The sequence below is a fragment of the Marinobacterium zhoushanense genome (assembly GCF_014641945.1).
In the GTDB taxonomy this organism is placed as follows: domain Bacteria; phylum Pseudomonadota; class Gammaproteobacteria; order Pseudomonadales; family Balneatricaceae; genus Marinobacterium_D; species Marinobacterium_D zhoushanense.
Genome location: NZ_BMIJ01000002.1, coordinates 129,716 through 154,542 on the forward strand (window position 1 = coordinate 129,716; position 24,827 = coordinate 154,542).

The 24,827-nt window shown below is 59.7% G+C and carries 20 protein-coding genes; 15 read left to right on the forward strand and 5 right to left on the reverse strand.

What is annotated here, in order from left to right; all coding sequences use genetic code 11:
* Positions 1-42 precede the first annotated feature (42 nt).
* The 6 genes from IEX40_RS04845 (at position 43) to IEX40_RS04870 (ending at position 5,726) form a co-directional block, all read left to right on the forward strand.
* The gene (locus tag IEX40_RS04845) at positions 43-450 is read left to right on the forward strand and encodes a NifB/NifX family molybdenum-iron cluster-binding protein (RefSeq protein WP_188745987.1); all 408 of its coding nucleotides are present in this window, start codon (positions 43-45) and stop codon (positions 448-450) included.
* Between the two features lie 293 nt (positions 451-743).
* The gene (locus IEX40_RS04850; RefSeq protein ID WP_188745988.1) at positions 744-2,684 is read left to right on the forward strand and encodes a methyl-accepting chemotaxis protein; all 1,941 of its coding nucleotides are present in this window, start codon (positions 744-746) and stop codon (positions 2,682-2,684) included.
* Positions 2,685-2,788: 104 nt separating this feature from the next.
* Complete coding sequence (locus IEX40_RS04855; RefSeq protein WP_188745989.1) at positions 2,789-3,352, forward strand: hypothetical protein; 564 nt, start codon at positions 2,789-2,791, stop codon at positions 3,350-3,352.
* A gap of 136 nt (positions 3,353-3,488) precedes the next feature.
* Positions 3,489-4,424, forward strand: a complete 936-nt coding sequence (locus IEX40_RS04860; RefSeq protein ID WP_188745990.1) for an ABC transporter ATP-binding protein — start codon at positions 3,489-3,491, stop codon at positions 4,422-4,424.
* Positions 4,425-4,427: 3 nt separating this feature from the next.
* Entirely contained in the window at positions 4,428-5,189 is a 762-nt protein-coding gene (locus IEX40_RS04865) for an ABC transporter permease (protein ID WP_188745991.1), read from the forward strand.
* A gap of 111 nt (positions 5,190-5,300) precedes the next feature.
* Complete coding sequence (locus IEX40_RS04870; protein ID WP_188745992.1) at positions 5,301-5,726, forward strand: GlcG/HbpS family heme-binding protein; 426 nt, start codon at positions 5,301-5,303, stop codon at positions 5,724-5,726.
* A gap of 29 nt (positions 5,727-5,755) precedes the next feature.
* Here IEX40_RS04870 and IEX40_RS04875 read toward each other — a convergent pair whose 3' ends face one another.
* The gene (locus IEX40_RS04875) at positions 5,756-6,553 is read right to left on the reverse strand and encodes a slipin family protein (RefSeq protein ID WP_188745993.1); all 798 of its coding nucleotides are present in this window, start codon (positions 6,551-6,553) and stop codon (positions 5,756-5,758) included.
* Position 6,554: 1 nt separating this feature from the next.
* Complete coding sequence (locus IEX40_RS04880) at positions 6,555-7,925, reverse strand: NfeD family protein (protein ID WP_188745994.1); 1,371 nt, start codon at positions 7,923-7,925, stop codon at positions 6,555-6,557.
* Between the two features lie 129 nt (positions 7,926-8,054).
* On the opposite strand from IEX40_RS04880, the gene IEX40_RS04885 reads away from it, so the two are divergent.
* The 8 genes from IEX40_RS04885 (at position 8,055) to IEX40_RS04920 (ending at position 19,429) form a co-directional block, all read left to right on the forward strand.
* Positions 8,055-8,513: a COG4315 family predicted lipoprotein gene (locus IEX40_RS04885; protein WP_188745995.1), complete on the forward strand. Its 459-nt coding sequence runs from the start codon at positions 8,055-8,057 to the stop codon at positions 8,511-8,513.
* Between the two features lie 55 nt (positions 8,514-8,568).
* Complete coding sequence (locus IEX40_RS04890; protein WP_188745996.1) at positions 8,569-9,123, forward strand: sigma-70 family RNA polymerase sigma factor; 555 nt, start codon at positions 8,569-8,571, stop codon at positions 9,121-9,123.
* Positions 9,111-9,821 (forward strand): hypothetical protein, encoded by a 711-nt coding sequence (locus IEX40_RS04895; RefSeq protein ID WP_188745997.1) that lies wholly within the window; start codon positions 9,111-9,113, stop codon positions 9,819-9,821. The genes IEX40_RS04890 and IEX40_RS04895 overlap by 13 nt, the downstream gene beginning before the upstream one ends.
* 320 nt (positions 9,822-10,141) lie before the next feature.
* Entirely contained in the window at positions 10,142-11,596 is a 1,455-nt protein-coding gene (locus tag IEX40_RS04900) for a circularly permuted type 2 ATP-grasp protein (protein WP_188745998.1), read from the forward strand.
* 2 nt (positions 11,597-11,598) lie between these two features.
* On the forward strand, positions 11,599-12,528 hold the full coding sequence (locus IEX40_RS04905) for an alpha-E domain-containing protein (RefSeq protein WP_188745999.1): 930 nt from the start codon (positions 11,599-11,601) through the stop codon (positions 12,526-12,528).
* A gap of 13 nt (positions 12,529-12,541) precedes the next feature.
* A complete protein-coding gene (locus tag IEX40_RS04910) occupies positions 12,542-15,925 on the forward strand; it encodes a transglutaminase family protein (protein WP_188746000.1) in 3,384 nt (1,127 codons plus the stop codon).
* A gap of 73 nt (positions 15,926-15,998) precedes the next feature.
* Complete coding sequence (locus tag IEX40_RS04915; RefSeq protein ID WP_229680590.1) at positions 15,999-18,545, forward strand: circularly permuted type 2 ATP-grasp protein; 2,547 nt, start codon at positions 15,999-16,001, stop codon at positions 18,543-18,545.
* Positions 18,542-19,429, forward strand: a complete 888-nt coding sequence (locus IEX40_RS04920; protein ID WP_188746001.1) for a transglutaminase family protein — start codon at positions 18,542-18,544, stop codon at positions 19,427-19,429. The genes IEX40_RS04915 and IEX40_RS04920 overlap by 4 nt, the downstream gene beginning before the upstream one ends.
* Before the next feature lie 125 nt (positions 19,430-19,554).
* Here IEX40_RS04920 and IEX40_RS04925 read toward each other — a convergent pair whose 3' ends face one another.
* Entirely contained in the window at positions 19,555-20,400 is an 846-nt protein-coding gene (locus tag IEX40_RS04925) for a class III extradiol dioxygenase family protein (RefSeq protein ID WP_188746002.1), read from the reverse strand.
* Positions 20,393-20,794, reverse strand: coding sequence for a protocatechuate 3,4-dioxygenase (locus IEX40_RS04930; protein WP_188746003.1), 402 nt, complete (start codon positions 20,792-20,794; stop codon positions 20,393-20,395). The genes IEX40_RS04925 and IEX40_RS04930 overlap by 8 nt, the downstream gene beginning before the upstream one ends.
* Before the next feature lie 152 nt (positions 20,795-20,946).
* Here IEX40_RS04930 and IEX40_RS04935 point away from each other — a divergent pair, with 152 nt between their 5' ends.
* Positions 20,947-21,858, forward strand: coding sequence for a helix-turn-helix domain-containing protein (locus tag IEX40_RS04935; protein ID WP_188746004.1), 912 nt, complete (start codon positions 20,947-20,949; stop codon positions 21,856-21,858).
* Here IEX40_RS04935 and IEX40_RS04940 read toward each other — a convergent pair.
* Entirely contained in the window at positions 21,807-24,641 is a 2,835-nt protein-coding gene (locus IEX40_RS04940; RefSeq protein WP_188746005.1) for a bifunctional diguanylate cyclase/phosphodiesterase, read from the reverse strand. The genes IEX40_RS04935 and IEX40_RS04940 overlap by 52 nt on opposite strands.
* Between the last annotated feature and the right edge of the window lie 186 nt (positions 24,642-24,827).

Below are 24,827 nucleotides of genomic sequence, written 5' to 3' on the forward strand. Positions count from 1 at the left end.
ATAAACTGCCCGACATACTCTTAAATAATGAATGCATTAATCATGAAATCACGTCTGATAGCGATAGCGACCAATGAGCAAGGGCTCGTCGCTCCACACGCCGGCCGCGCCAAGCGTTGGCATGTCTATGCCCTGGAACCCAATGACGACCAACCAGAGCTGGTTTGGGAGATAAACCTGACGGAGACTGGCTCTCTACATGAATGGCATGTCCGGGACGATGGCCGTCGCCATCCACTGCACGCTGTGGATATCGCGATTGCCGGCTCCGCCGGCGATGGTGTGACCCGCCGACTTGCCGAACGAGGCACGGAGCTGGTCACCACCGCCGAGCCCGCACCGCTGAAGGCGCTTACCGATTACCTGAATAACAGGCTGTCAGCTGGTGTCCCGCATGAGGAGCCACACTGCTTGCACCCGGAAAAGCGTGAGGAGAGGGCCGGCCTCTGAGGTCGCCCACTCCGCTGTCGGCTCGTCCCCCAACTCCACACATCCCGCCACATTCGACACAAAAATAGCCCGAATTCAACGCGCAACGCATTGATACTGCAAGGCCTTTACCTACCCTCACCTACCTTGGCAACTGCCAGAGCTGTCCCATCACAGATCAATACCTCGTTCACGATATGAAAACAGCCGCGTTTATAGAGACTTTGAGCGCTTAAGATTTCACATGACAAAATGGCAAAATTTTGACCAAATGGTCAGAAATAATAATATGCGATCAAAAAGCGAGGCTCGTCATGAAACTCCGGCTGAAACATCTGTCGATCCGCCAAGCGCTGATTGCCATCATCACCCTGTCACTGCTCACTCTGTCGCTCGCCACGGTACTCCTGAACAACACTCTATTCACCGGCGTGTTTGAAGACAGCATCGAAAAAGACCTGCTACCTAACCAGCTCGGCAAGGTGAAAGAGCGAGTTTTGCACCAACTCAGTACGCCACTGATCCTGTCGCAGGCGCTGGCCCAGAACGTGGACCTTCTGGACTGGAGCGCTTCGGGTGAGGATCCGCAGCAATTGCCGCAGGTGCTGAGGCTGCTCAAGCATATTCAGCAGGAGAACGGAGCCCGCACTGTTTATTGGGTGTCCAATGTCAGCAAGGATTACATCACGCAAGGCGGCGTGACCCGGAAGATTACCGCTGACGATAACTGGTTCAGCGGCTTCCTCGCGTCCGGCAAGGCGTTCGAGATCAGCTTCGACTATGAGGGTGGCTCCAACAAGCTCACCGCTTTCGTCAATTACCGCGCCCGCAGTCAGGGCCGGGACCTGGCCGTAACGGGGCTCGGCTACGGTGTCGACGAGATCAGCGCCGATATACTGAGCAACAAAATCGGCGAGACCGGCTACGTATTCGTGACTGATATGGACGGCAAGGTACTGATCCATCCGAAGCTGTCATCCCTCGCGCAAGACAGGCTGAGAAAACTCGACGGTTTCGCAAACGCCGCCGGCAACCTGCTGCAGCCTGGCTCCGGCTATGCCTTCGATCGAGTCACCCACGACGCTGAAGACTACTATGTCGCCAGTGTCGGCATCCCGGAGCTCAACTGGAAGATCGTCGCCATGCTGCCAACCCGGGAGCCCTCCGCCAAGATCGATCGGGTGCTGCTGATGAGCAGCGCCATGAGTCTGCTGGTGGCCGTGTCATTTATCCTCTTGATGGTACTGATCGCCAACCGCACCACCCGTCCGATACTCAGCATCGGCGCCCGGCTGCTGACCATGGCTAAACAAGGCGGCGATCTGACCCAGAAGCTGGATGACGAGCGCAAGGATGAAGTCGGCGTGCTGGCCAGTGGATTCAACGCCATTTTAAACAAGATCAGGGAGTTGATCGTCGATATACAGCAGACGGAAGGCATCATGCGCGACTCCTTTATCCGCCTGCACGAGATGACCCGTCAGGTCGACGAATGCGTCAAGCGTCAGCAACTGGAGGCGGATTCCGTCGCCACCGCAACCAACGAAATGAGCCACAGCATCCGCGAGGTCAGCCAGCTGGCCGGCACCACCGCAGAACGAACCGAAACCGCCTGCCAGCAGATCAGCGCGACCAACGCCCGGGTCGATGAAACTGGCAAGGTGATGATCGCCCTGCATGACAGCAATCTCGCCACCCGGGAGAAGATCGAGCAGCTGGCCAGCCAGACTCAAACCATCAGTTCGGTAGTGGATACCATCAGTGGGATATCCGAGCAAACCAACCTGCTGGCACTCAACGCCGCGATCGAAGCGGCCCGGGCCGGTGAACGGGGACGCGGCTTTGCCGTCGTCGCCGACGAAGTTCGCTCGCTTGCAGCGCGAACCCAGAGCTCGACCGCCGAGATTCAGGGCGTTATCGAGAAGCTGCAGCTGCAGGCCCGGGAAACCGTCTCGGCGATGGCGCAGAATTCACAGTTGGTGGACCAGGGTCTGGAGCAGACCCATGTCGCCCGCGAGGCACTGGCAGCCGCCGTCGATGAGATTGCCCAGATCACCGCGATGAACACCCAGGTCGCCACCGCAACCCAGGAGCAGAGTTCGGTGATCAACGAACTGAATGTCAATGCCACCCACATTGCCGATACGTCAGCCCTGGTGTTTGAGCTGCTATGTCAAAGCAATTCGCTGCTAAGCGAACTGGACGGCAAGCGAGAGCACCTCGAGACTCTGGTGTCCCAGTTCAGGACTAGCTAACCGGCCGGCTGGGCACGCTCCAGCGAAAAAGGTACGCAAGTAGCATTGCTGCACCCAACTGCCGCTCTACACTGACAGAAACCACCAAGTCAGGGAGTCGGGTTATGTTGCTGTCGCTACGTACTGCGGTTCTGATTGCATCGTTGCAGGTCTTGTGCACGTCGCTGCCGGCTCAAGCTGAGCTGACCGGCGAACGGCAGATCTACCTGCTCGACGGTCAAGGCGTGGAACAGGCGATAGGCTCACTGACCATTGCGGCAGATGGAGATCGGTACGGCTACAGCATCGATCTGGATCTCAGCCAGTTCCACGACCATTTCCTGTCGATGAAGGAGATGAAGTGTCTGCAGGGGCCCGAGCTTTGGTGCTATGTACCCTACCCTTACGCCAATCCCCGCAGTTTCACTACCGAGGATCTCAGGTGGCTGGAGCACGACCTGTTATTCCTGTTCAAGGAATCGGACACCTTCGGTGCCAGGTTATGGAACGGCATCTACTACCCTCTGCATCTGGACGAGGACGGCGTGATACGTGGCGAGGCCCGCGCATTGGATCTGAACCTACTTGCCTCACCGCCGGATGACCCGAGCACGCCGCCTGTGGGCAAATTCGATATCGGCGATTTCAAGCTGGAATCCCGCTGGCTCCCCGATATCGAGATCCGTTAACGCCAGCACCGGTTATACGCCGCACTCGACAAAACGCTCCGCTCTCTTCTCACGATGGATCGCTCTGCCTGGCCAAGTCGCGCTACACTCAGGCGGTAAATAACCCAACACCGCGCAATTGCGACAAGGAAAGCCCGTGCAACCGATCATCAAGATAGAGGAGGTCGGCAAGACCTACGCCTCCGGCTTTACCGCTCTCAAAGCGATCGATCTGGAGATTCACCGGGGCGAGATCTTCGCCCTGCTCGGCCCCAATGGAGCCGGCAAGACCACGCTGATCAGCATCATCTGCGGTATCGTCAACGCCACCAGCGGCAGAATCACCGCTGACGGCGTGGATATCGTCGATAACTACCGCAAGGCACGTAGCCTGATCGGCCTGGTGCCACAAGAGCTGACCACCGATGCCTTCGAGAGCGTGCTGAACACCGTATCCTTCAGCCGCGGACTGTTCGGCAAGCCCGCCGACCCCGCCTATATCGAGAAGATCCTGCGCCAGCTCTCGCTCTGGGATAAACGCAACTCGAAAATGCTGGCACTCTCCGGCGGCATGAAACGACGCGTGATGATCGCCAAGGCGCTATCGCACGAGCCGAGCATCCTGTTTCTCGACGAGCCCACCGCCGGTGTCGACGTGGAGCTGCGCCGCGACATGTGGGAGATGGTGCGCGGCCTGCGCGAGAATGGCGTCACCATCATCCTGACCACCCACTACATCGAAGAGGCGGAGGAGATGGCCGACCGCATCGGCGTCATCAACCGCGGCGAACTCGTGCTGGTGGAGGATAAACACAGGCTGATGCAGCAGTTGGGGCAGAAGCAGCTGCACCTGCACCTGCAGACACCGCTGAACGAGGTTCCGGCAGCGCTCGCCCCCTATAACCTGACCCTCAGCGAGGATGGCGAACAGCTCACCTACCACTTCGATACCCACCAGGAAACCAGCGGCATCGCCAAGCTGCTGAGGGCGCTCAGTGATCTGGGCATCGATCTGAAGGATCTGCAATCGAAGCAGAGCTCCCTCGAAGAGATCTTCGTCAGTCTGGTTCAGGGCCGAAGCGAACAAGGATAAGCAATGAATATCAACGGCATACTCGCAATCTACAAGTTCGAGATGAACCGTACCCGGCGCACGCTGATGCAGAGCATCGCCTCGCCAGTACTCTCCACCTCGCTCTACTTCATCGTCTTCGGTACCGCCATCGGCTCACGCATGGGCGAGATCGACGGCGTCGGCTACGGCGCCTTTATCATCCCTGGCCTGCTGATGCTGTCACTGCTCAGCGAGAGCATCTCCAACGCCTCGTTCGGTATCTTCTTCCCCAAGTTCTCCGGCACCATCTACGAGGTGTTGTCGGCACCGGTATCGCCGTTCGAGATTGTGGCCGGCTACGTCGGCGCCGCCGCGACCAAGTCTTTAATCATCGGCGTTCTAATCCTGCTCACCGCCCGGCTGTTTGTCGATTACAGCATCGCCCACCCGTTCTGGATGCTCGGTTTCCTGCTCCTCACTGCGCTCACCTTCAGCATGTTCGGGTTTATCATCGGCATCTGGGCCAACGATTTCCAGCAGTTGCAGGTGATCCCGTTGATGGTGATCACGCCGCTGACCTTCCTCGGCGGCGCCTTCTACTCGATCAATATGCTGCCGGAGCCCTGGCAGTCGCTGACCCTGTTCAACCCGGTGGTCTACCTGATCAGCGGTTTTCGCTGGGCGTTCTACGGCATCTCCGATGTGGCCGTGGGACTCAGCCTGGGCATGACGCTACTGTTCCTGCTGACCTGCCTGGGGCTGATCTGGTGGATCTTCCGCAGCGGCTACCGCATCAAGCAGTGAGCCTCTTCTGACGTCCGCAAAATCGAATGGCGCGATTCCGCTTCGAACTGGACTCGCGCCCTTGGTCCATTTCTAATAACCGGCTGATTTTAATACGCTAGGCAGAGAACCATGATCAAAACCGAAACCCTCCCCAGCCTGACACTGGCAGCCGCCCAACTGCTCGCCAATGCTGCGCTAGCGCGTGCGACCGAGTTGGACGTAAAGATGAACATCGCTGTCGTTGACCGGGCCGGCAACCCTCTGGTCGCACTGCGCATGCCGGGTGCGCCGCTGCCGGCGTTCGATTTCGCGCAGAAGAAAGCCTACACCGCCGCGAATTTCAAAGCGCCGACCCTCGGTTGGAAAGAGAAACTGGAGAACCGTCCGGTGGTGATGACCGGACTGGCACAGCATCCACGCGTGGCGCTATTCGGTGGTGGCGAGCCGGTCATTGTTGACGGTCAGGTGGTCGGTGGCATCGGTGTCGCCGGCGGACGGGAGGATGAGGATATCCTCTGCGCCCTAGCGGCGCTCGAGGCTCTTACCAATGCCTGAAGCGGTGTCCCGGTTACCGGCCGACCGAATCAGCCCTGCTCTTCAGGAGGGGGCTTTTTGTCGGCCGGCTCACCAAGTCCTACCCAGCGGTTGATCAGATCGACCGGCAGCGGAAACACGATAGTGTGGCTGTTCTGACCCGAACCGGTAATCTCGGTCAACGTCTGCATATAGCGTAGCTGCAGCGCCTGCGGCTGAGCCGACAACGTCTTCGCCGCACTCAGCAGTTTCTCCGCCGCCTCCGACTCACCCAGGGCGTGGATCACCTTGGCCCGCCTAGCGCGTTCCGCCTCCGCCTGTTTGGCGATTGCACGGATCATGCTCTCGTCCAGATCCACATGCTTGATCTCCACGTTGGCGACCTTGATACCCCAGGCGTCGGTCTGCTTGTCCAGGATCTGCTGGATATCAGCATTGAGCCTGTCTCGCCCAGCCAGCATGTCGTCCAGTTCATGCTGTCCCAGCACCGATCGCAAGGTGGTCTGCGACAGTTGGCTGGTCGCTTCCAGATAGTTCTCCACATGGATGATCGCCCGTTCCGGATCAACCACGCGGAAGTAGATCACCGCGTTGACCTTGACCGACACGTTATCGCGCGAGATCACGTCCTGAGTCGGCACATCCATCACCAGAGTACGCAGATCCACCCTGACGATCTGCTGGATCACCGGGATCACGATGATCAGCCCCGGTCCCTTGACCTTGTAGAAACGTCCCAGCAGAAAGATCACCCCACGTTCATACTCGCGCAGAATACGGAACATGGAGATCAACAGCAGCAGCACCAGGACAACGACGGTGACGACGAAATAGGGAAATCCGATCATCTCAAGCCTCCAACTTATCGACGACAAGGGTCAATCCATCGATCTCTTGGACCCGAACCCGGTCTCCAACCTGCAACGGATCGCCACAGCGAACCGTCCAGAGTTCTCCCTCGAAACGCGCCAGCACCTGGCCGTCACGCACCTGTTCGATGGTGACGTTGTCTTGTGCGGCACCGACGCGGTAGGTACGGGGCCGCCTGTGCGCGCGCCAGGCCATGCCCAGGATCAGGAACATCAAAGCCCCGGTGGTGGCCGTCAGAGCCACGATCACCGGCAACGCGATCTGATAGGCCGGCAGCTCGGTATCCATCAGGATGATCGAGCCAACGACAAACGCCACTAGCCCTCCGATACCGAGAACGCCGAAACTGGGCATCATCGCTTCCGCCGCGATCAAGCCGACGCCGAGCAACATCAGCCCCAACCCGGCGTAGCTGACCGGCAGGATCTGAAACGCATACAGCGCCACCAGCAAACAGATGGCACCCAGCACGCCCGGCACCCCAAACCCGGGATTGGAGAACTCGAAGATCAGCCCATACAGGCCGATCAGCATCAGTACATAAGCGACATTGGGGTTGGTGATGACGGCAAGGAACTCACTGCGCCAGTCTGGATCCAGCACAAAAACAGGTGCCGAGGTCAGATCCAGGCTGACCTGCCGGCCCTGAATGTTCACCGTCCTATCGGCGATCTCGTTTAACAACGCCTGGGTATCGACTGCGATCAGATCAATGACGTTCAGCTTCAGCGCATCGTTCGCAGTCAAGCTGACCCCTGCCCGCACCGCCTGTTCGGCCCAGTCTGCATTGCGCCCACGCAATTCGGCCAGTCCACGGATATAGGCAACTGCATCGTTGGTGACCTTGCGCTCCATGGCACTGCCCGGCTGCGAGGCTTGGCCGTTACCGTTCTGCCCACCGGAGTCGTCCGGCGATGGACTCATCGGTGTACCGATCGACACCGGCGTCGCCGCACCGAGATTGGTCGCCGGCGCCATCGCCGCCACATGGCAGGAGTAGAGTAGAAAGGTACCGGCGCTGGCGGCCCGTGCGCCACCCGGGGCGACATAACAGATCACCGGGATCGGTGAGGCCAGTACCGCGGAGATCATCTGCCGCATCGACTGGTCCAGACCGCCGGGTGTGTTGATCTTAAGCAGCACCGCACGTGCACCACCAGCAGCGGCTGCATTCAGTCCCCGGCTGACATAATCTGCCGTCGCCGGCCCTACCACGCCATCCAGTGACAGCTCCCAGAGCGCATCGGGCGGTGCCTGATCGACTTCGACTGCCGAGGCGCGCTCCGATACCGGGACGCAAAGCAGGATCAGCAGTGTGCAGAATACCCGCAAGCGCGTGCGTAAATTCATATAGGCCTCGCTCTTGAATGACTTCAGTATAGAAGAGGCCCGCAAAAAGATTTTCCGCGCGCTGCATCCAAAAACCGGTTAAACCCGTCTTCCATTTTAGATACCCCAATAAACGAGAGGAGACAGACGATGAGCAGACTTATTCTTGCGCTGGCCATCTCTACATTGGTGGGGTGTGGTTCCGGCTATTCCGCGGATTACGCCAACCTGCCGGTGATGAGCCGGTCCACCAGCGCCGGCGAAATCCTGACCACAGATGACGGTATGACCCTGTACACCTTCGATCGTGATGCCCAGGGAATGTCAGCCTGCTATGACACTTGCGCGAAAAATTGGCCGCCGTTCATGGCTGGGCCGGATGCACGCGAAAAGGGAGACTTCACGCTGATGGAGCGCAACGATGGCGGCATACAGTGGGCTTATGAAGGCAAACCGCTCTATCGCTATATCGGCGATCGGAAACCCGGTGACGTTAGCGGAAATGGATTCAAGGGCGTCTGGCATGTCCAACCTGCCAAAGAGGCGCGCCATCAATACAGGGGCTACGGCTCTTCCTATAACGGCAATGGCAACGGCGGCGGATACTGACATCCCCACTATACTTCGTCGCATAACCCGAGGATGGGATGAAGACGAGGCGAGGATGGGGGCCAACCGCGAGAGTCCTGCATGGCAACAAGAATTGGCGCCGCTGTTGAAGCGGATCGCGTACCAACGCGATTCGCAGGCGCTTGAACGCCTCTACGCCTTGACCAGTGCCCGGCTGATGGGGCTGATGATGCGCATCCTGCATGACGAAGCCACCAGTGCCGAGCAGCTTCAAGAGCTTTATCTGAAGGTCTGGTATCGCGCCGATCAGTATTACCAACGGGGATCACCCTGGGGCTGGCTCTGCGCTGCCGCTCGTAACCTGGCAATCGATCGCCTGCGTGCCGACCCGGCCCGCCATTTAAACAGCCGATCGATAGCACCTCTGGAGCAGATATTCGAGACACAACACCAGGGGGTACCTTGGCTTGAGCAGAGTGTCGTGCGTTGCCTCAACGGCTTGCAGCCCAAGGTTCGACAGCTGATTTTGCTGAGTTATATCGGGGGTTACAGCCACGCCGAGTTGCAAACGCTGACCCGGGCGCCGCTGGGCAGTATCAAATCGAGGATCCGCCGCGGCCTCAGGGAGTTGAAACGATGCCTGGAATAGCGCGATATCGCGACCCTGGGCTGTGCGATGCACTGGCGGCCGACTACGTCACCGGGCGGATGAGTCATTTGTGCCGGGCACGAATGGAAGAGCTATGTCGAACGGAGCTCCTGCTTTCGGCAGCGGTGGAGCGCTGGAGCCAGCACCTGCTGCCGTTACAGGAGCAGCTTCCCCCCCGACCACCACCGCCTCAAGTCTGGCAGTCGATCGATGTCTTGATCAACACCGACCGGACACCCAGCCCCTCGCCCCTTTGGCAGCGACTCTGGCCTTGGCGGCTGGCCACATTGGTCAGTAGCTTGCTGCTGCTTGCACTGGCATACAACACCTGGATGCCCAGCGAGTCGCACCCGAGCCCCGCATACCTCGCACCACTCTCCGCCAACGGCGAAATCCGCCTGGTAATCAGCGCCTATCAGGACGAAAAGCCTGGGCACTCCCGCCTCTATGCGCAATGGACGGAGTCCTTCCTGCCCCACGCACCAGCCCAGTCGTACCTGTGGACGGACGGCAGCGAGCGGGAGCCACCGGTGCTGCTCGGCGAACTGGGAGCGGCCGAAACGGAATGGCGAGTATCGCCGGAGCGTTGGCAGGCCCTCAAACGCAGTCGTTACCTGCTCGTGAGTCTTGACGCGGACACCCCAGCACGACCTGTTTTGCAAGGCCCCTGCCTGGAGTTGCATTACGATGAAATCTAGCTGACCTGACAAAGACGACTTCCGCCCGGGCCGAGTCACTGCTATACATAAAGGGGTTCGATGGGTGGCGCGACAGGGATATTAAGTCGCACCGTGAACCAACTTGACCTAAAGGCCAAAAATCCGCACCGATACACCACAACTGGCTTGCATATTGCACAGTCGAACTGTTTATTTCAGACGACGTCAGGAGTATCAGCATTCATCACCAGGCTTGGGATAACCGCCCCCTGGCCGCTTCCAAAACGCAACACAGAACAGGGCTTCGGACAGCCAGGTTCGAAGCCTAACAACAGCTACTGTCGATGATGGGCTCATGCATGAGTATGGATTGGAAGAGATACGAACCTCAGGATTTTTTTGACGAACTGATCACCGCCAACGGCAATCCTCGCGCGCCCGCCCGACGGCTTATTTCATACCTGGGATCGCTAAGCGACGAGGAGCTGGAAACACGCCGCCAGATGGCAGAGGCGACGATCCAGGAGATGGGAATCAGTTTCACGGTATACACAGAAGAGGGCAACATCGACCGCGCCTGGCCCTTTGATATCATCCCGCGCACCATTTCAGCACGACAGTGGTCCACGACGGCCGCTGGTTTGAAGCAGCGCTTGAAGGCGCTGAACATGTTCATCGACGACCTTTATCACGACCAGAACGTGATCAAAGATGGCATCATCCCCAAACACATCATTACCGAATCGAAAAACTTCCGCCCCGAGTGCGTTGGCATCTCCCCCCCTTTCGGTGCATGGGCACATATCTGCGGCACCGATCTGGTGCGTGCCGAGGATGGCGAATTCTACGTACTGGAGGACAACCTGCGCGTGCCCTCCGGCGTCTCCTACATGCTGGAAAACCGCGGTATCACCAAGCGAGTATTGCCGGAGCTGTTCGAGAAGGATCGCATCCTGCCGGTAGATGATTACTGCGCCAACCTGTTCGACACACTGGTGTCACTGTCGCCACGTAAGGTTAAGAAACCGGTCGTCGTAGTGCTGACCCCCGGCATCTTCAACTCCGCCTATTTCGAGCACGCCTTTCTGGCTCAGCAGATGGGGGTGGAGCTGGTTGAGGGCTCGGATCTGTGTGTCGGCGAGGATGAGTGCGTCTATATGCGCACAATCAGTGGACTGGAGCGGGTCGACGTGATCTACCGCCGTATCGACGACCTGTTCCTCGATCCGGAAGTGTTCCGCAAGGACTCGGTTCTGGGCGTGCCCGGACTGATGCGCTCGTGGCAGAAAGGCAACGTGGCATTGGCCAATGCGCCTGGCGCCGGCGTTGCCGACGACAAGGTGGTCTATGCCTATGTGCCGGAGATCATCCGCTACTATCTCAACGAGGAACCGATTATCAAGAACGTGGAAACCTTCCTCTGCGAGGATCCAGAGCAGCGTGAATACGTACTGGCCAACCTGGACAAACTGGTGGTCAAACCGGCCAACGAGTCCGGCGGCTATGGCATGCTGGTCGGCCCCCACTCGACCAAGAAGGATCAGGCCACCTTCGCCAAACTGATCAAGGAAAACCCCCGCAACTATATTGCTCAGCCGACGCTGAAACTCTCCACGGCGCCCACTATCGTCGAAAAGGGTGCGCTGGAGCCGCGTCATCTGGACCTGCGCCCCTTCATTCTGCAGGGCAAGGAGATGTATGTCACCACCGGCGGGTTGACCCGCGTGGCGATGCGCAAGGGATCACTGGTGGTCAACTCGTCGCAGGGCGGCGGTAGTAAAGACACCTGGATAGTCGAAACTGGGGAGGCCTGATCATGTTGTCTACCGTGGCTGAACGCCTCTACTGGATGGCGCGCTATCTGGAGCGTGTCGAAAATACCGCCCGTCTGGTCAGTGTCTACGACAAACTGCTGTTCGACGTGCCCAACGAAATCAACATCGGCTGGTATAACCTGGTCATTCTCAATAGCGCCACCGAGCTGTTCGAGGATCGCTACAAGAACCAGGATGAACGTAACGTGGTCAAGTTCATGCTGGCCGACGATACCAATCCGAGCTCCATGCTGACAGCGATCAAAATGGTGCGGGAAAACATCCGCACCTCGCGTGACGTCGTGCCGGCCGAAACCTGGGAGCAGATCAACGAACTCTACCTGTTCGCCCGCGATAACATTCAGCAAGGTATCAACCGCAGCCGTCGTCACGAGTTCCTGTCCGATATCATCAAGAGCTGTCAAACTCTGTCCGGTCTGCTCTACGGCACCATGAGCCATGACGCCGGCTGGCAGTTTATGAAGTTGGGCCGCGATCTGGAGCGCGCCGACATGACCACCCGGTTGATCGACGCCGGCGCGTTCGCGCTGATCGAGGTCAACGGTGACGCCAGCGTGAACCTGCGTCAGATCGTCTGGGGTAACGTCCTGCGCTCCGCCAGCGCCTACATGAGCTATCGCCGTACGGTAAAGGCCGCAGTCTCGGGTCCCGAGGTCGCCGACTTCATGCTCAACGACCCCCACTTCCCGCGTGCCGTGCATTTCTGCCTACTGCAGATCGACGTGGCGGCCGGAAAACTGCCGAAAAATGACAACGTGCGCAAAGTGGTGAAAGAGATCGACGCCAGTGCCTTCCTGATCGAAACGGACCAGGATCTTGGCCAGGATTTCCGCGATTTTCTCAACGATCTACAGGTGCAGTTGGGCAAGCTGCATGAGGCTATTTACCAGACCTGGTTCCCCGTACCCTGAAGGACTTTAAGCCGTGACTATCCGCATTGCGATTCGACACTCGACCGAATACAACTTCGATCGGGCGGTATCCCTCTCGCCGCACGTGCTACGGCTGAGACCCGCCGCCCATTCGCGCACCCATATCCACAGCTACAGTCTGAAGATCGAGCCGGAACAGCACTTTATCAACTGGCAGCAGGATCCGTTCGGCAACTATATGGCACGGCTGGTGTTCCCGGAGAAGACGCGCAAGTTCAAGTTCGAAGTGGAGGTGATCGCCGATATGACGGTGATCAACCCGTTCGACTTCTTCGTCGAGGATTACGCCGAGGACTACCCCTTCAGTTACGACGAGGGGTTGAAAAAGGAGCTGCAGCCCTACCTGGAGGTAACCGAGCAGGGCACAAAGCTAGACGCCTGGGTCGCCAGCGTACCGCGGGATAAAAAACGGATCATCGATTTCCTGGTCGAGCTGAACCAGCGCCTCGAGAAAGAGATCGAATATGGCATCCGCCTGGAACCCGGTGTGCAGACCTGTGAGCAGACGCTCGACCTGGCCAAGGGTTCCTGCCGCGACACCGGCTGGCTGCTGGTGCAGATCCTGCGCAAGTTGGGACTGGCGGCACGCTTTGTCTCCGGTTATCTGGTGCAGCTGAAACAGGATCAGGAGGCGCTGGACGGTCCCTCCGGTGCGGCCGAAGACTTTACCGATCTGCACGCCTGGTGCGAGGTCTACATCCCCGGCGCCGGCTGGGTCGGCCTTGACCCCACCTCCGGTCTGTTTGCCGGTGAAGGCCATATCCCGCTGGCCTGCACCCCGTCACCCGCTTCGGCAGCACCGATCTCCGGCTACACCGACAAGTGCGAAGTGGAGTTCGCCTACGCCAACGAGGTGTTCCGCATCCACGAAGACCCGCGCGTCACCAAGCCCTACAGCGAGGAGCAGTGGGCCTGCATCGATGCACTGGGTAAAGCGATCGACGCCGAACTGACCGAGGGCGATGTACGTCTGACCATGGGCGGCGAGCCGACGTTTGTCTCCATCGACGATATGGACTCGGCGCAGTGGAATATCGAAGCCCTGGGTGACGACAAGCTGAAACTGGCCAAGGACCTGTTGCTGCGCCTGCGCCAGCGCTTCGCGCCCAGCGGGCTGCTGCACTACGGTCAGGGCAAGTGGTACCCGGGCGAGGAGGTGCCACGCTGGGCGCTCGGTTGCTACTGGCGTACCGATGGCGAACCGCTCTGGCACGAGCCGAAACTCCTGGCCCGGGTCGACAAGGACTATGGCCACGGTTTGGCCGAAGCACAGTGGTTCATGAAAACCCTGTGTCAACGCCTGGAGATCAGCCACAAATACCTGATCGACGCCTTCGAGGACACCCTCTACTACCTGTGGCAGGAGCAACAGCTGCCGGTCAACATCGATCCGCGCAAGTTCAACATCAAGGACGATCTGGAACGCAAACGTCTGGCCAAACTGCTTGATCGCGGACTGGATACCCCGACCGGTTATGTCCTGCCGCTGGGCTGGGACTATAGTAAACAGGGCTGGCGCTCCACCCCCTGGGAACTCAGACGCGACCAGTTGACACTGATTCCTGGCGACTCGCCGCTGGGTTTCCGCCTGCCGCTGAATACCCTGCCCTGGGTGGCCCGCGACAAGCAGGAGATCGAGCCGGAAGCGGACCCCTTCGCCGACAAGGAACCACTGCCCGGATACCTGCCGTTCGCCAACATGGTGCCGCCGGTCGAGCATCCGAGTAGTGCAGACCTGCGCCAGCTGATGGCCGAAGCGGCCGATCTGGAGTTTCAGGAGGGTGATAAGCGCTGGACGGAGGTGGTTAAAACCGCGCTCTGTATCGAGCCGCGCAACGGACGCCTCTACCTGTTCCTGCCGCCGCTGAACTATCTGGAACACTACGTCCACCTGATCAATGCCATCGAACATACCGCCGCCGAGCTGAACCTGCCGGTGGTGATCGAGGGTTACGAACCGCCCAAGGATCCGCGACTGCAGAAACTGCTGGTGACCCCGGATCCTGGCGTGATCGAGGTTAATATCCACCCGGCGGGCAGCTGGCAGGAGCTGGTCGACAACACCACGGCGCTGTACGAGGATGCTCGCCTGTCGCGTCTGGGCACCGAGAAGTTCATGATCGACGGCCGCCATGGCGGTACCGGCGGCGGCAACCACGTCACCCTGGGTGGTGTTACGCCGGCCGATAGCCCGCTGCTACGCCGCCCGGATCTGCTGCGCTCGCTGGTCACCTACTGGCAGCACCATCCGGGTCTGTCCTACCTGTTCTCCGGTATGTTCATCGGCCCGACCAGCCAGGCACCGCGTGTCGACGAGGGCCGTCACGAGGCGCTATATGAACTGGAGATCGCCTTCCAGCAGATGCCGCAGGGGCTGATCGATCAGCCCTGGCTGGTGGACCGCCTGATGCGTAACCTGCTGGTGGATATCACCGGCAACACCCACCGCTCGGAGTTCTGTATCGACAAGCTCTACGCACCGGGTACCGCGTCCGGACGCCAGGGGATCCTGGAGTTCCGCGGTTTCGAGATGCCACCCCATGCCCAGATGTCGCTGGTGCAGGTGCTGCTGCTGAGAGCACTGGTAGCTCGGTTCTGGAAAGAGCCTTACAAAAAGCCGCTGGTACGCTGGGGCACCGAACTGCATGACCGTTTCATGCTGCCGCACTATGTCTGGTCCGATCTGAATGACGTGGTCAAGGATCTGCAGGCGCACGGCCTGCCGTTCCAGCTGGAGTGGCTGGCGCCGTTCGAGGAGTTCCGCTTCCCGCACTACGGCCGGGTACAGATCGACGATATCCAGATCGAGCTGCGCTGGGCGGTGGAGCCCTGGCATGTGCTCGGCGAGGAGATCTCCAGCTTCGGCACCGCGCGCTACGTGGACTCCTCGGTGGAGCGGCTGCAGGTGCGGCTCACCGGCCTCACCGACAGCCGCTACGTACTGGCCTGCAACGGCCGCCGCGTACCGATGAACAACACCGGCCGTCACGGCGAGTATGTCGGTGGCGTGCGCTACCGTGCCTGGAACCCGCCCTCGGCACTGCACCCGACCATCGGCGTGCACGCACCGCTGGTGTTTGATCTGATCGACACCTGGAACGGTCACTCCATCGGCGGCTGCACCTATCATGTCAGCCACCCGGGTGGACGCAGTTATGACACCCAGCCGATCAATGCGTTTGAGGCGGAGTCCCGTCGCGTCAACCGGTTCTGGGATTATGGTCATACGCCGGGCGCCGTAACGCCACCGCCCTTCCACCAGGCACTGCGCGAGTTTTTCCCGCACGAAGGCGGACCGAAACCGATGGCGCCACCGCCGGAGGAGCCGACCAATGAGTATCCCTATACCCTGGATCTACGCAGGGGGTTAGCCTGATCGGGGCAAATCCCCTATGATTGACGCCCGCGAAAGCGGGTCCTTCATAGCGCAAGAGAGTTGAGTAGATCACGTGGCAACGCAACTGAGTGCCGATACGCCGGAAATGGTGCTGAACTACCCGCGCCCCGACACCTTTTATGACGAGGTGTACGGGGCCAACGGTGATACACGGCAGCACTGGCGCTACCTGCTGGATGGTCTAGGCAGCCTGGGAGCGGACGGTCTAAGGGAGCGCCAACGTAAAGCCCAGCGCATTCTGCGTGATGACGGTGCGACCTACAACATCGCCACAGCTGGCCTCGGCAGCCGTACCTGGGGACTGGACCCGGTACCGTTGCTGATCGACAGCGAGGAGTGGAGTCGGATCGAGGCGGGCTTGATCGAGCGCGCCGAACTGCTCGACCTGGTACTCAAGGACCTGTACGGTCCCCGCGAACTGATTCGTCATCGCGTCCTGCCACCGGAGCTGATCTACTCCAATCAAGGGTTCCTGCGCGCCTGTCAGGGGGTGCAGATTCCCGGCGAAAAACAGTTGGTGCTGCACGCCGTCGACATGGTGCGCGGCACCGACGGCAACATGGTTGTGATTGGCGACCGGACCCAGGCACCCAGCGGCGCCGGCTACGCGCTGGAAAACCGCAGCGTCATGTCGCGCGTGCTACCCAGCCTGTTCCGCGACAGCCAGGTACACCGCCTGTCCCTGTTCTTCCAGGCGCTGCGCCGCAAGATGGCGTCGCTGTCACCCAACGGCGACTCGCCGCGGGTGGTGATCCTGACCCCCGGCGCCTATAGCGAAACCTATTTTGAACACACCTACCTGGCCAACTATCTGGGCTACTCCCTGGTCCAGGGCGGAGACCTGACCGTTCGCAACGGCTACGTGTGGATGAAGTCGCTCGACGGTCTGCACCGGGTCGATATCATCCTGCGCCGTGTGGATGACACCTGGTGCGATCCGGTGGAACTGCGCTCCGACTCCCACCTGGGCGTGCCCGGCCTGCTCGAGGTCGCCCGTGCCGGTAATGTGGTGATCGCCAACCCGCTCGGTTCCGGTGTGCTGGAAAACCCGGCACTGCTTAAGTTTCTGCCCCAGATCGCCGAATTTTTCCTCGGCCACGATCTCGCCCTGCAGTCAACCCAGACCTGGTGGCTCGGTGACCCGGATGACCGTGATTACGTGTTGGCCAACCTGAATAAACTGATCGTCAAGCCCACTACCCGGCGCAGCGGCGAGCACAGCGTGTACTGTGCCGACCTCACACCCGAGGAGCTGGACGAGGTGAAACGCAGGATCTGTGACGACCCTATCCACTACGTAGCGCAACAGACCAACCTGCCGGGGAGCTCGCCCTCCTGGCAGCAGCAGGAGTTGCTGCCGCGAGCCACGGTGCTGCGCAGCTTCGCCGTTGCCGACCAGAGCGCCTACAGCGTCATGCCCGGAGGGCTTACCCGGGTCGCCAGCAGCACCGAGCAGGCGATCGTCAGCAACCAGCTCGGCGCCACCAGCAAAGATACCTGGGTACTGGCGTCCGAACCCCAGCGCCGGGTCAGCTTCTTCGACGAGCGTCAGCCCAGTTACCGTGAAGACCAGACCAGCGACCTGCCCAGCCGCGTAGTAGAGAACCTGTTCTGGCTCGGCCGCTACAGCGAGCGCGCCGAAGCGGCCATGCGGCTGATGCGTACCGTATTCATTCAGCTCAACAGCCCCGCTCCGCTGCCCGAAGCGGTGCGCGACCTGCTGCTGAAGGCGGTGACCCAGGTGACCACCACCTATCCCGGCTTCACTGCCGAGGATGCGCCGCTGGATCAGCCGGAAAACGAGCTGCTGTCGGTGATCCTGGAGCCCAGCCGTGCCGGGGGTATCACCTCCAACCTGCAGGCGATGCTGAACTGCAGCGAAGAGACCAAGGAGATGCTCTCCGCCGACACCCATCGGGTGATCAATGACCTGCGCGATGAGCTGGAGTCACTGCCGCAGTTTCTCGGCAGCGGTCTGGCGGCCGCCCCCGAAGAGGCTCTCGACCCCCTGGTTACCACCCTGCTCGCCCTGTCGGGTTTGACGCAGGAGAGTATGATTCGCGGATTTGGCTGGCGTTTCCTGGAGATGGGGCGACGCCTGGAGCGCACGCTGCAAAGTACCGCACTGTTGCGCTCACTGCTGGTACCGGTGCTTGATGACTCCGACCAGGAGCAGGTGGTGGAGACCGTACTGCTCACCACAGAGGTGTTGATCACCTATCGCCGCCGCTACCGAACCCGACCGATGCTCAATCACGGTCTGACCCTGATTATGCTGGACAAAACCAACCCCCGTTCCCTGCACTACCAGATCGATCTGTTACGCCAGCATATCGAGCAGTTGCAGAGCCGGGAACGCTCGCCGGTACTGTCCGACGAGCATCGTAGCGTTCTCGAGGCGCTGACCCTGGTACAGCTGAGCCGTCCGGATGAGTTGGCGAACAGCGATGACGAGGGGGTACGCGAGGCGCTGGATGAACGCCTGGCACGCATTCAGACCCTGCTCTGCACCGCCGCCAACGCGATCTCCGATCGCTACTTCGATCATCGCAGCGGCCCGCAACAGTTGGTACAGACCGGGTGGAGCGAGGAGCCATGATCTACCGTATACGCCACGTCACCCGCTACGAGTACGAAACGCCGGTCAGTCTGTGTTACAACCGTGCCCACCTGCTGCCGCGTGATACCAACCGCCAGCAATGCCTGAGTACACAGATCCGGATCACCCCTACGCCGGTGTACAGCGTGCGCCGCGAGGACTTCTACTCGAATCTGTTCTACTACTTCTCGATTCAGGAGCCCCATCGCCGGCTGGAGATCGATGTCACCAGCCAGATCCGCGTACTTCAGCCAACGCTGAATTTCGACCTGGATATCGGCAACAGCTGCGCCCGCGCCAGAGAGTTGATGCAGGCAGCCGTGGATGAGGAGACGCTGCTGGCCCGTGAGTTCTGTCTCGACTCGCCGATGATTCGCCGCAACCAGGCGATATATGATTACGCACTGCCCTCGTTTGACGACGAGCGACCACTGTTGTCTGCCGTACGCGAGCTGACCAGCCGCATCTACCAGGAGTTCAAGTACGACCCTGGCTTCAGCACGGTGGCCACGCCACTGAACGAGGTACTCGAACATCGTCGCGGCGTCTGTCAGGATTTTGCCCATCTGGCGATCGCCTGCCTGCGCTCGCTCGGCTTCGCAGCCCGCTATGTCAGCGGCTATCTGGAAACCCTGCCACCTCCGGGACAACAGAAGCTGGTAGGCTCCGATGCTTCGCACGCCTGGTTCGCGGTTTACTCCCCAGGCGAGGGCTGGTTCGAGTTCGACCCCACCAATGACAATATCCCGGCCGAGCAGCACATCACCACAGCGCTGGGACGGGACTATGGCGACGTTACACCGCTGCGCGGGGTGATCTTCGATGGCGGCAGCGCGCAGACGCTCGAGGTATCGGTCGACGTTACCTCAGTGGCCGAGAGTTGATCCCGGAGTCGTCTACGGGACGAGGAAGTCAGCCTTAGCGGCCTAGAGTGCGCACGACGGACTGCCCGAGAAAGCGGTCCCGGCGCCCGAAGGCGCCGGGTAGTTCCCCCTAGGGGTAGGTCCGCTCAGGACTGAGCGTCTGTCAGCAGCAATACACCGGCACCGGTATTGGAGATCGGTGCGTGATAGTGCTTGTGCAGCACATCCACCTTGTCGGCCAGCGCGCCGCGCATCACCATCCACATGATCACCTCTATCCCTTCGGTGCCCGCCTTCTCCATGATGTAGTCGTTGGACAGCTCGGCCATCCACTGCGGATCATTGATGATCTTGTCGATGCATTTGAGGTCGAAATCCACATCGATGATGCCGGCCCGCTCCCCCTGCAACTGGTGCGACAGGCCGCCGGTGCCGATCACCACCACTTTCATATCTTCCGGGTAGGATTCCACCGCCTTACGCAGCGCCTTGCCCAGCTTGTAGCAGCGCGCAGCACTGGTCAGCGGGTGTTGTACCGTATTCACCGCCAGCGGTATCGCCTTCAAAGGCCAGTGTTCATGCTGACGCCAGAACAGGTTCATCGGCACCATGAAGCCGTGGTCAACCAGCATCTCCTGGCAGGTAGTCATATCGAACTCCTGACGGATCAGCGACTCAGCCAGGTGCCAGGAGAACTGCGCATCGCCCGGTACATCAGCGCTGGCTGGAATCCCCCAACCCTCATCGGCGTTCTGGTAGCTGTCGGCACAACCGAGGGCAAAGGTCGGCACCTTGTCGAGGAAGAAATTCAAGCCGTGGTCGTTGTAGACGATGATCGCCAGGTCCGGTTTGACCTCGTCCAGCCACTGCTTGACCGGCTCGTAACCATCAAAAAAGCGCTTCCAGTACGGGTCCTGCTCCAGCTTGCTCGCCATCGCATTACCCACAGCCGGAATATGTGATGTCGTCAGTCCACCAATGATCTTAGCCATGCCAGTATCCCCCCTCCTGCTGCAGACGATCCTGGAACCCAGTCGACTGGTCGAGCAGCTTCTGCCTGAATTGATCCGCTGTAATACCCTGGAAAGCGGCACCGGCGTCTTGCACATTTAAACCGTGAAAAACGGCAATCTTCGCCAGGTAATAGACATTGCAGCCAAGGTGTAACAGCTTGAGAAATTCACCATTGAGCACTGCTTCACGCTGTTCGTCGCTGAGCCCATACTTACGGCAATAAGCATCCATATCAGCCGCGAACTCTTTGCGATTCGCCTCGGAATTGAAAGAAAACGCCATGCGATTCAAAGCGTAACCTGAATTTGCCCGTTTTCCGTCAAATACATAGGTGCCGGGAATGTCATCGTATTCATGCCGGTTCCAGACCATGATGCACTTACCTCCTGCTTGTTATCGTTATCCACACCGGACGATACCGGTGCTTGCGTAAGTGCCATTCTGTAAACAAACCCCTTTTTGATGAAGGGACATTAGGATTAAAAAACTGTACATTTCGAAGATAAATGCAACAGGACAGGATGATGCGGAAAGAGCAGTCGATACCGACGGTGCAACTTTATGGCGAGCAGAGCTGGCAACAGACGCCTGACTATCTGCATTGCGAAGCGCTGATCACCCGCTCGCGCGAGCACCATTTCAAGATCCGGCCCCACCGCCATCCCGGTATAACGCAGGTGTTCTATCTGCGCGCCGGCTCGGGTGAGGCGAATATTGATGGCCAGACTCTGCAAGTAAAGGCACCGATGCTGATTCTTATCTCGCAGATGAGTGTGCACGACTTTCGCTGGTCTCCGGATGTGGCGGGCACCGTGTTGTCGGTGGCAACAACCCGTCTCGAGCGCTCTGGGCAACCGGGCGGCGCGCTGGTGCAAACCGCGCTGGTCAGGCTCCTGTCCGAGGAGCCTCTGATTGAGCAGCTGATGGATATGCTGTTGCAGGAGTACCGACGCACGCCGGACAAGGATCGGGATCAGGCACTGCAGTCATTGATCGATCTGCTGGCGATCAACATCGCCCGATTGCAGCCAGGCCAGGTCGGCGAGCAACCGCACAGGCACCGCGGACAGGAGCATCTGCAGCAGTTCCTGGATCTGGTCAATCAGGACTATGTGATGCAGCGTACGGTGGAGAGTTATGCCAGGGAGTTGGGTATCACCGCCCCCTACCTGAACCAGTTGTGCCGCGAGCTGACCGGGCGTCATGCATTGCAGATCATGCATGAGCGTATCGTTCTGGAAGCCCGCCGCTACCTGATCTACACCGCACTGAGGGTCAGCGAGATCGCCTATCAGCTGGGCTTCGCCGATCCGGCCTATTTCACCCGCTTCTTCCGCCGCCTCAGCGGCCAGTCACCACGCGAATTCCGCCAGCAACAACGGGATCAGACGCCGATGCAAAGCTCCTCGGCCGGAATGGGCCGACCCAGCAGGTAACCCTGTACGCTGTTGCAGGCATGATCACTGAGGAAGCGCAGCTGGCTCTCGGTTTCCACCCCTTCGGCCAGCACCTCGATGCCCAGGCTACGGCCCAGCGCGATGATGGTCAGAATCACCGCTTCGTCTTTCGGATTCTTGCCGATATCGCGGGTGAACGCCTGATCGATCTTGAGTCGGTCCAGCGGCAGGTACTTCAGTCGATCAAGGGACGAGTAGCCGGTGCCGAAGTCATCCAGCGCGATACGGTAGCCGGACTCTCTCAACCGATGCAGCTGCATCATCGCCAGATCGGGATCCTGCATGATCATCAGCTCGGTGATCTCCAGCTCGATACTGGTTCTCGCCACGCCACGGCCATCGACCAGTTTATTGAGCTTCTCGACAAAGTCGATCTGCAGCAGTTGCTGGGGCGAAATGTTGATCGCCACCTGCGGCGGTGTAATCCCCCGCTGCTCCCAGAGCTTCATTTGATCGCACACCAGCTCGATCACCTGCCAGCCCAGCGGAATGATCAGCTGCGTCTCCTCGGCCATCTCGATGAAGTGCCCGGGGGCCAGTAAACCCCGTGTCGGATGGTTCCAGCGCACCAGCGCCTCGGTGCCCACCAGGCTCATCGTTTCCAGGTCGAACTGCGGTTGATAGTGCAACACCAACTGGCGCTCATCCAGCGCGACACGCAGGTCCTGCTCCAGCGAGAAGGAGTGGAACGCCTGGTCGGAAAACTCTTCGCTGTAGACTACATAGCGATTTTTGCCCTGCGCCTTGGCTCGGTACATCGCGGTATCAGCATGCTTGATCAACATACCGAGATCCTCGCCATGATCGGGGTAGTGGCTGATACCGATACTGGCGGTGATCTGTACCCGCACGTCGTCGATATCCAGTGGCAGCGTCGTCGCGATCAACACCCGGTCCGCCTCGATACTGGCTCGCTGCACATCCCCTTCGACCAGCAGGATGAACTCATCGCCGCCCATGCGGAACAGCAGGCTGTCCTTGGGCAGGCGCGCCACCAGCAACTGCGCCAACTTCTGCAACATACGGTCCCCCGCCTGGTGGCCGAGGCTGTCGTTGATCAGCTTGAACCGGTCGAGGTCGATGAACAGGACCGAGAACGGCCTGACCTCAGGATCTTCCACCCGCTTGCGGATCGTTTCAATCAGGTGGCTGCGATTGGGCAAGCCGGTCAGGTCGTCATGCCTGGCCTGGTAGGCCAGCGAGCGGGTTTGCCGATCCACTTCATCCATCAGGATCCGCTCCCGATCGTGCATCGACAGCACCAACAACGTACTGATCGCGGCGCTCAATACCAGCAACAGCTGCATATCGGTGGCATTGCCCGAGGGGTTACCCGCCATGTAGTCGGGACCCGGCATCGCTTCCACCTGCCAGTTTCGCTGACCGACCCGAAGCTCGAAGCGACCGATCAGAGCATCCAAGCCCTCTTTGGGAAAATCGGAGAAGAACGGCATAGTCGCGTCCTGCTCGGTCAGCCGGAGACGAATATCGTTGATCTCCGCTCCTTCCAGCGATCCGCTGAGCAGCTGCGATACGGTGAACACACCGACCATGAACCCCGCCAGCTCCCGCTGTCGATGCAGAGGGCCGTACTCTCCGATCAAACGATACACCGGATGCAGGATCAGAAAGCCCGGCTGATCCGGCGCCTGAGTCAGGTTCAGCACCTCTGTGACCACCGGCTGCCCGCTACTCTGCGCCAGAATAACGGAGCGACGCCGGTCACCGAGCGAGAGCAGATTGAACCCCAGCGCTTTGCGGTTCAGTGCGCGAGGCTCCACCATCTGCACCGGAATTAACGGATCCTCGGCCAATAACGACTCGCCATAGATCGCGTAACCCGGCTCGCCCAACATCTCTGCCGTGGCGCGTTCGAACGCCGCACGCTGTTCAACCTGAATCACCGGATCCCAGGAGTAGGCCCTGACACTGGGATTTTCGGCGGTGAGTTGCGCCACGCGGTCACGGAACTGCTCCGGCGTCATTCCGCCAGGCTCGGAAAAGCGTTGTCCCAGGTAAGCAAGATCAGCGAAGTTCTTCTGTATTGCGGAGAACAGGTGGGCTTCAACCAACCGGGTATCGCGCTGGAAGTCACGTCTCAACTGGCTGTCCAGGCGCAGCATCAGCAGATGGTTCAGCAGCAGTACCAGGCCGACAATGCCGACCAGCCTGATCACCATAGGCCAGCGCCGCATCTTATCGACCTTACGCTCGGGCAGCAGCGCCAACACGACTGGCGCCAATACGATGGCGCCGAAACTGTCGCCTCCCCACCAGAGCAGCCAGTCTTTGAAGAAGCCGGCACTGCCCCCGGCATCATTGACGAAATAGACGACTGAGGTTCCAAGGGTGGAGTTGATAAGGCAGCTTATCGGCCCGGCGATCAGCGCATAGGTCAGCAGTGATCGCCCGCTTTCCGGCGTCAGCGGATAGGCTTTGAAACGGTGGATAAGGGCACCGGCGACACCGGCCTGAACCATCGCCCCGGAACCGATAGCGAGAGCGGTGAGCACATTGGACAGGGTCAGAGATTCGTTCCAGGTCAGGGGGATCCACAGGTTGAAACCGAGGCTCCCAAGCAGGACGCCGGGCAGAACGGCTGGCCCGAAACGCAATACTGCCCCCAACGCAATCCCGGCAGGTGCCCAGAATGGCATGATCTGTTGGTGCATCCCTTGCCCGGTAATCAGAAAGGCCGCGAGCAGGTAAGCCAGCGCCAGTGCGAAGATCGATCCAATTGTGCGCAACTTGCCGGAGTACACGACGCTCCTTAGGGTGGGCCTATGCTCCCGCTCACCATTCACATAAGTTATTGTTTAAACGTTTGTATTGAAGTCATCTTACATAATGTAAGCTAAGAAAAACACGGCCTTTAGGACAGGTCCGATACCGCATTCAAGCCACACTGCTATAAACTGAAAATAATCACAAGCAAGTGCCTTGCTGTA

Bases quoted from the DNA above. Each gene is read 5' to 3' on its own strand.
- IEX40_RS04920 (WP_188746001.1), top strand. From the start codon at position 18,542: ATGATCTACCGTATACGCCACGTCACCCGCTACGAGTACGAAACGCCG.
- IEX40_RS04865 (WP_188745991.1), top strand. From the start codon at position 4,428: ATGAATATCAACGGCATACTCGCAATCTACAAGTTCGAGATGAACCGT.
- IEX40_RS04890 (WP_188745996.1), top strand. From the start codon at position 8,569: ATGGGGGCCAACCGCGAGAGTCCTGCATGGCAACAAGAATTGGCGCCG.
- IEX40_RS04870 (WP_188745992.1), top strand. From the start codon at position 5,301: ATGATCAAAACCGAAACCCTCCCCAGCCTGACACTGGCAGCCGCCCAA.
- IEX40_RS04935 (WP_188746004.1), top strand. From the start codon at position 20,947: ATGCGGAAAGAGCAGTCGATACCGACGGTGCAACTTTATGGCGAGCAG.
- IEX40_RS04850 (WP_188745988.1), top strand. From the start codon at position 744: ATGAAACTCCGGCTGAAACATCTGTCGATCCGCCAAGCGCTGATTGCC.
- IEX40_RS04905 (WP_188745999.1), top strand. From the start codon at position 11,599: ATGTTGTCTACCGTGGCTGAACGCCTCTACTGGATGGCGCGCTATCTG.
- IEX40_RS04885 (WP_188745995.1), top strand. From the start codon at position 8,055: ATGAGCAGACTTATTCTTGCGCTGGCCATCTCTACATTGGTGGGGTGT.
- IEX40_RS04930 (WP_188746003.1), bottom strand. From the start codon at position 20,794: ATGGTCTGGAACCGGCATGAATACGATGACATTCCCGGCACCTATGTA.
- IEX40_RS04900 (WP_188745998.1), top strand. From the start codon at position 10,142: ATGAGTATGGATTGGAAGAGATACGAACCTCAGGATTTTTTTGACGAA.
- IEX40_RS04855 (WP_188745989.1), top strand. From the start codon at position 2,789: ATGTTGCTGTCGCTACGTACTGCGGTTCTGATTGCATCGTTGCAGGTC.
- IEX40_RS04925 (WP_188746002.1), bottom strand. From the start codon at position 20,400: ATGGCTAAGATCATTGGTGGACTGACGACATCACATATTCCGGCTGTG.
- IEX40_RS04880 (WP_188745994.1), bottom strand. From the start codon at position 7,925: ATGAATTTACGCACGCGCTTGCGGGTATTCTGCACACTGCTGATCCTG.
- IEX40_RS04845 (WP_188745987.1), top strand. From the start codon at position 43: ATGAAATCACGTCTGATAGCGATAGCGACCAATGAGCAAGGGCTCGTC.
- IEX40_RS04875 (WP_188745993.1), bottom strand. From the start codon at position 6,553: ATGATCGGATTTCCCTATTTCGTCGTCACCGTCGTTGTCCTGGTGCTG.
- IEX40_RS04895 (WP_188745997.1), top strand. From the start codon at position 9,111: ATGCCTGGAATAGCGCGATATCGCGACCCTGGGCTGTGCGATGCACTG.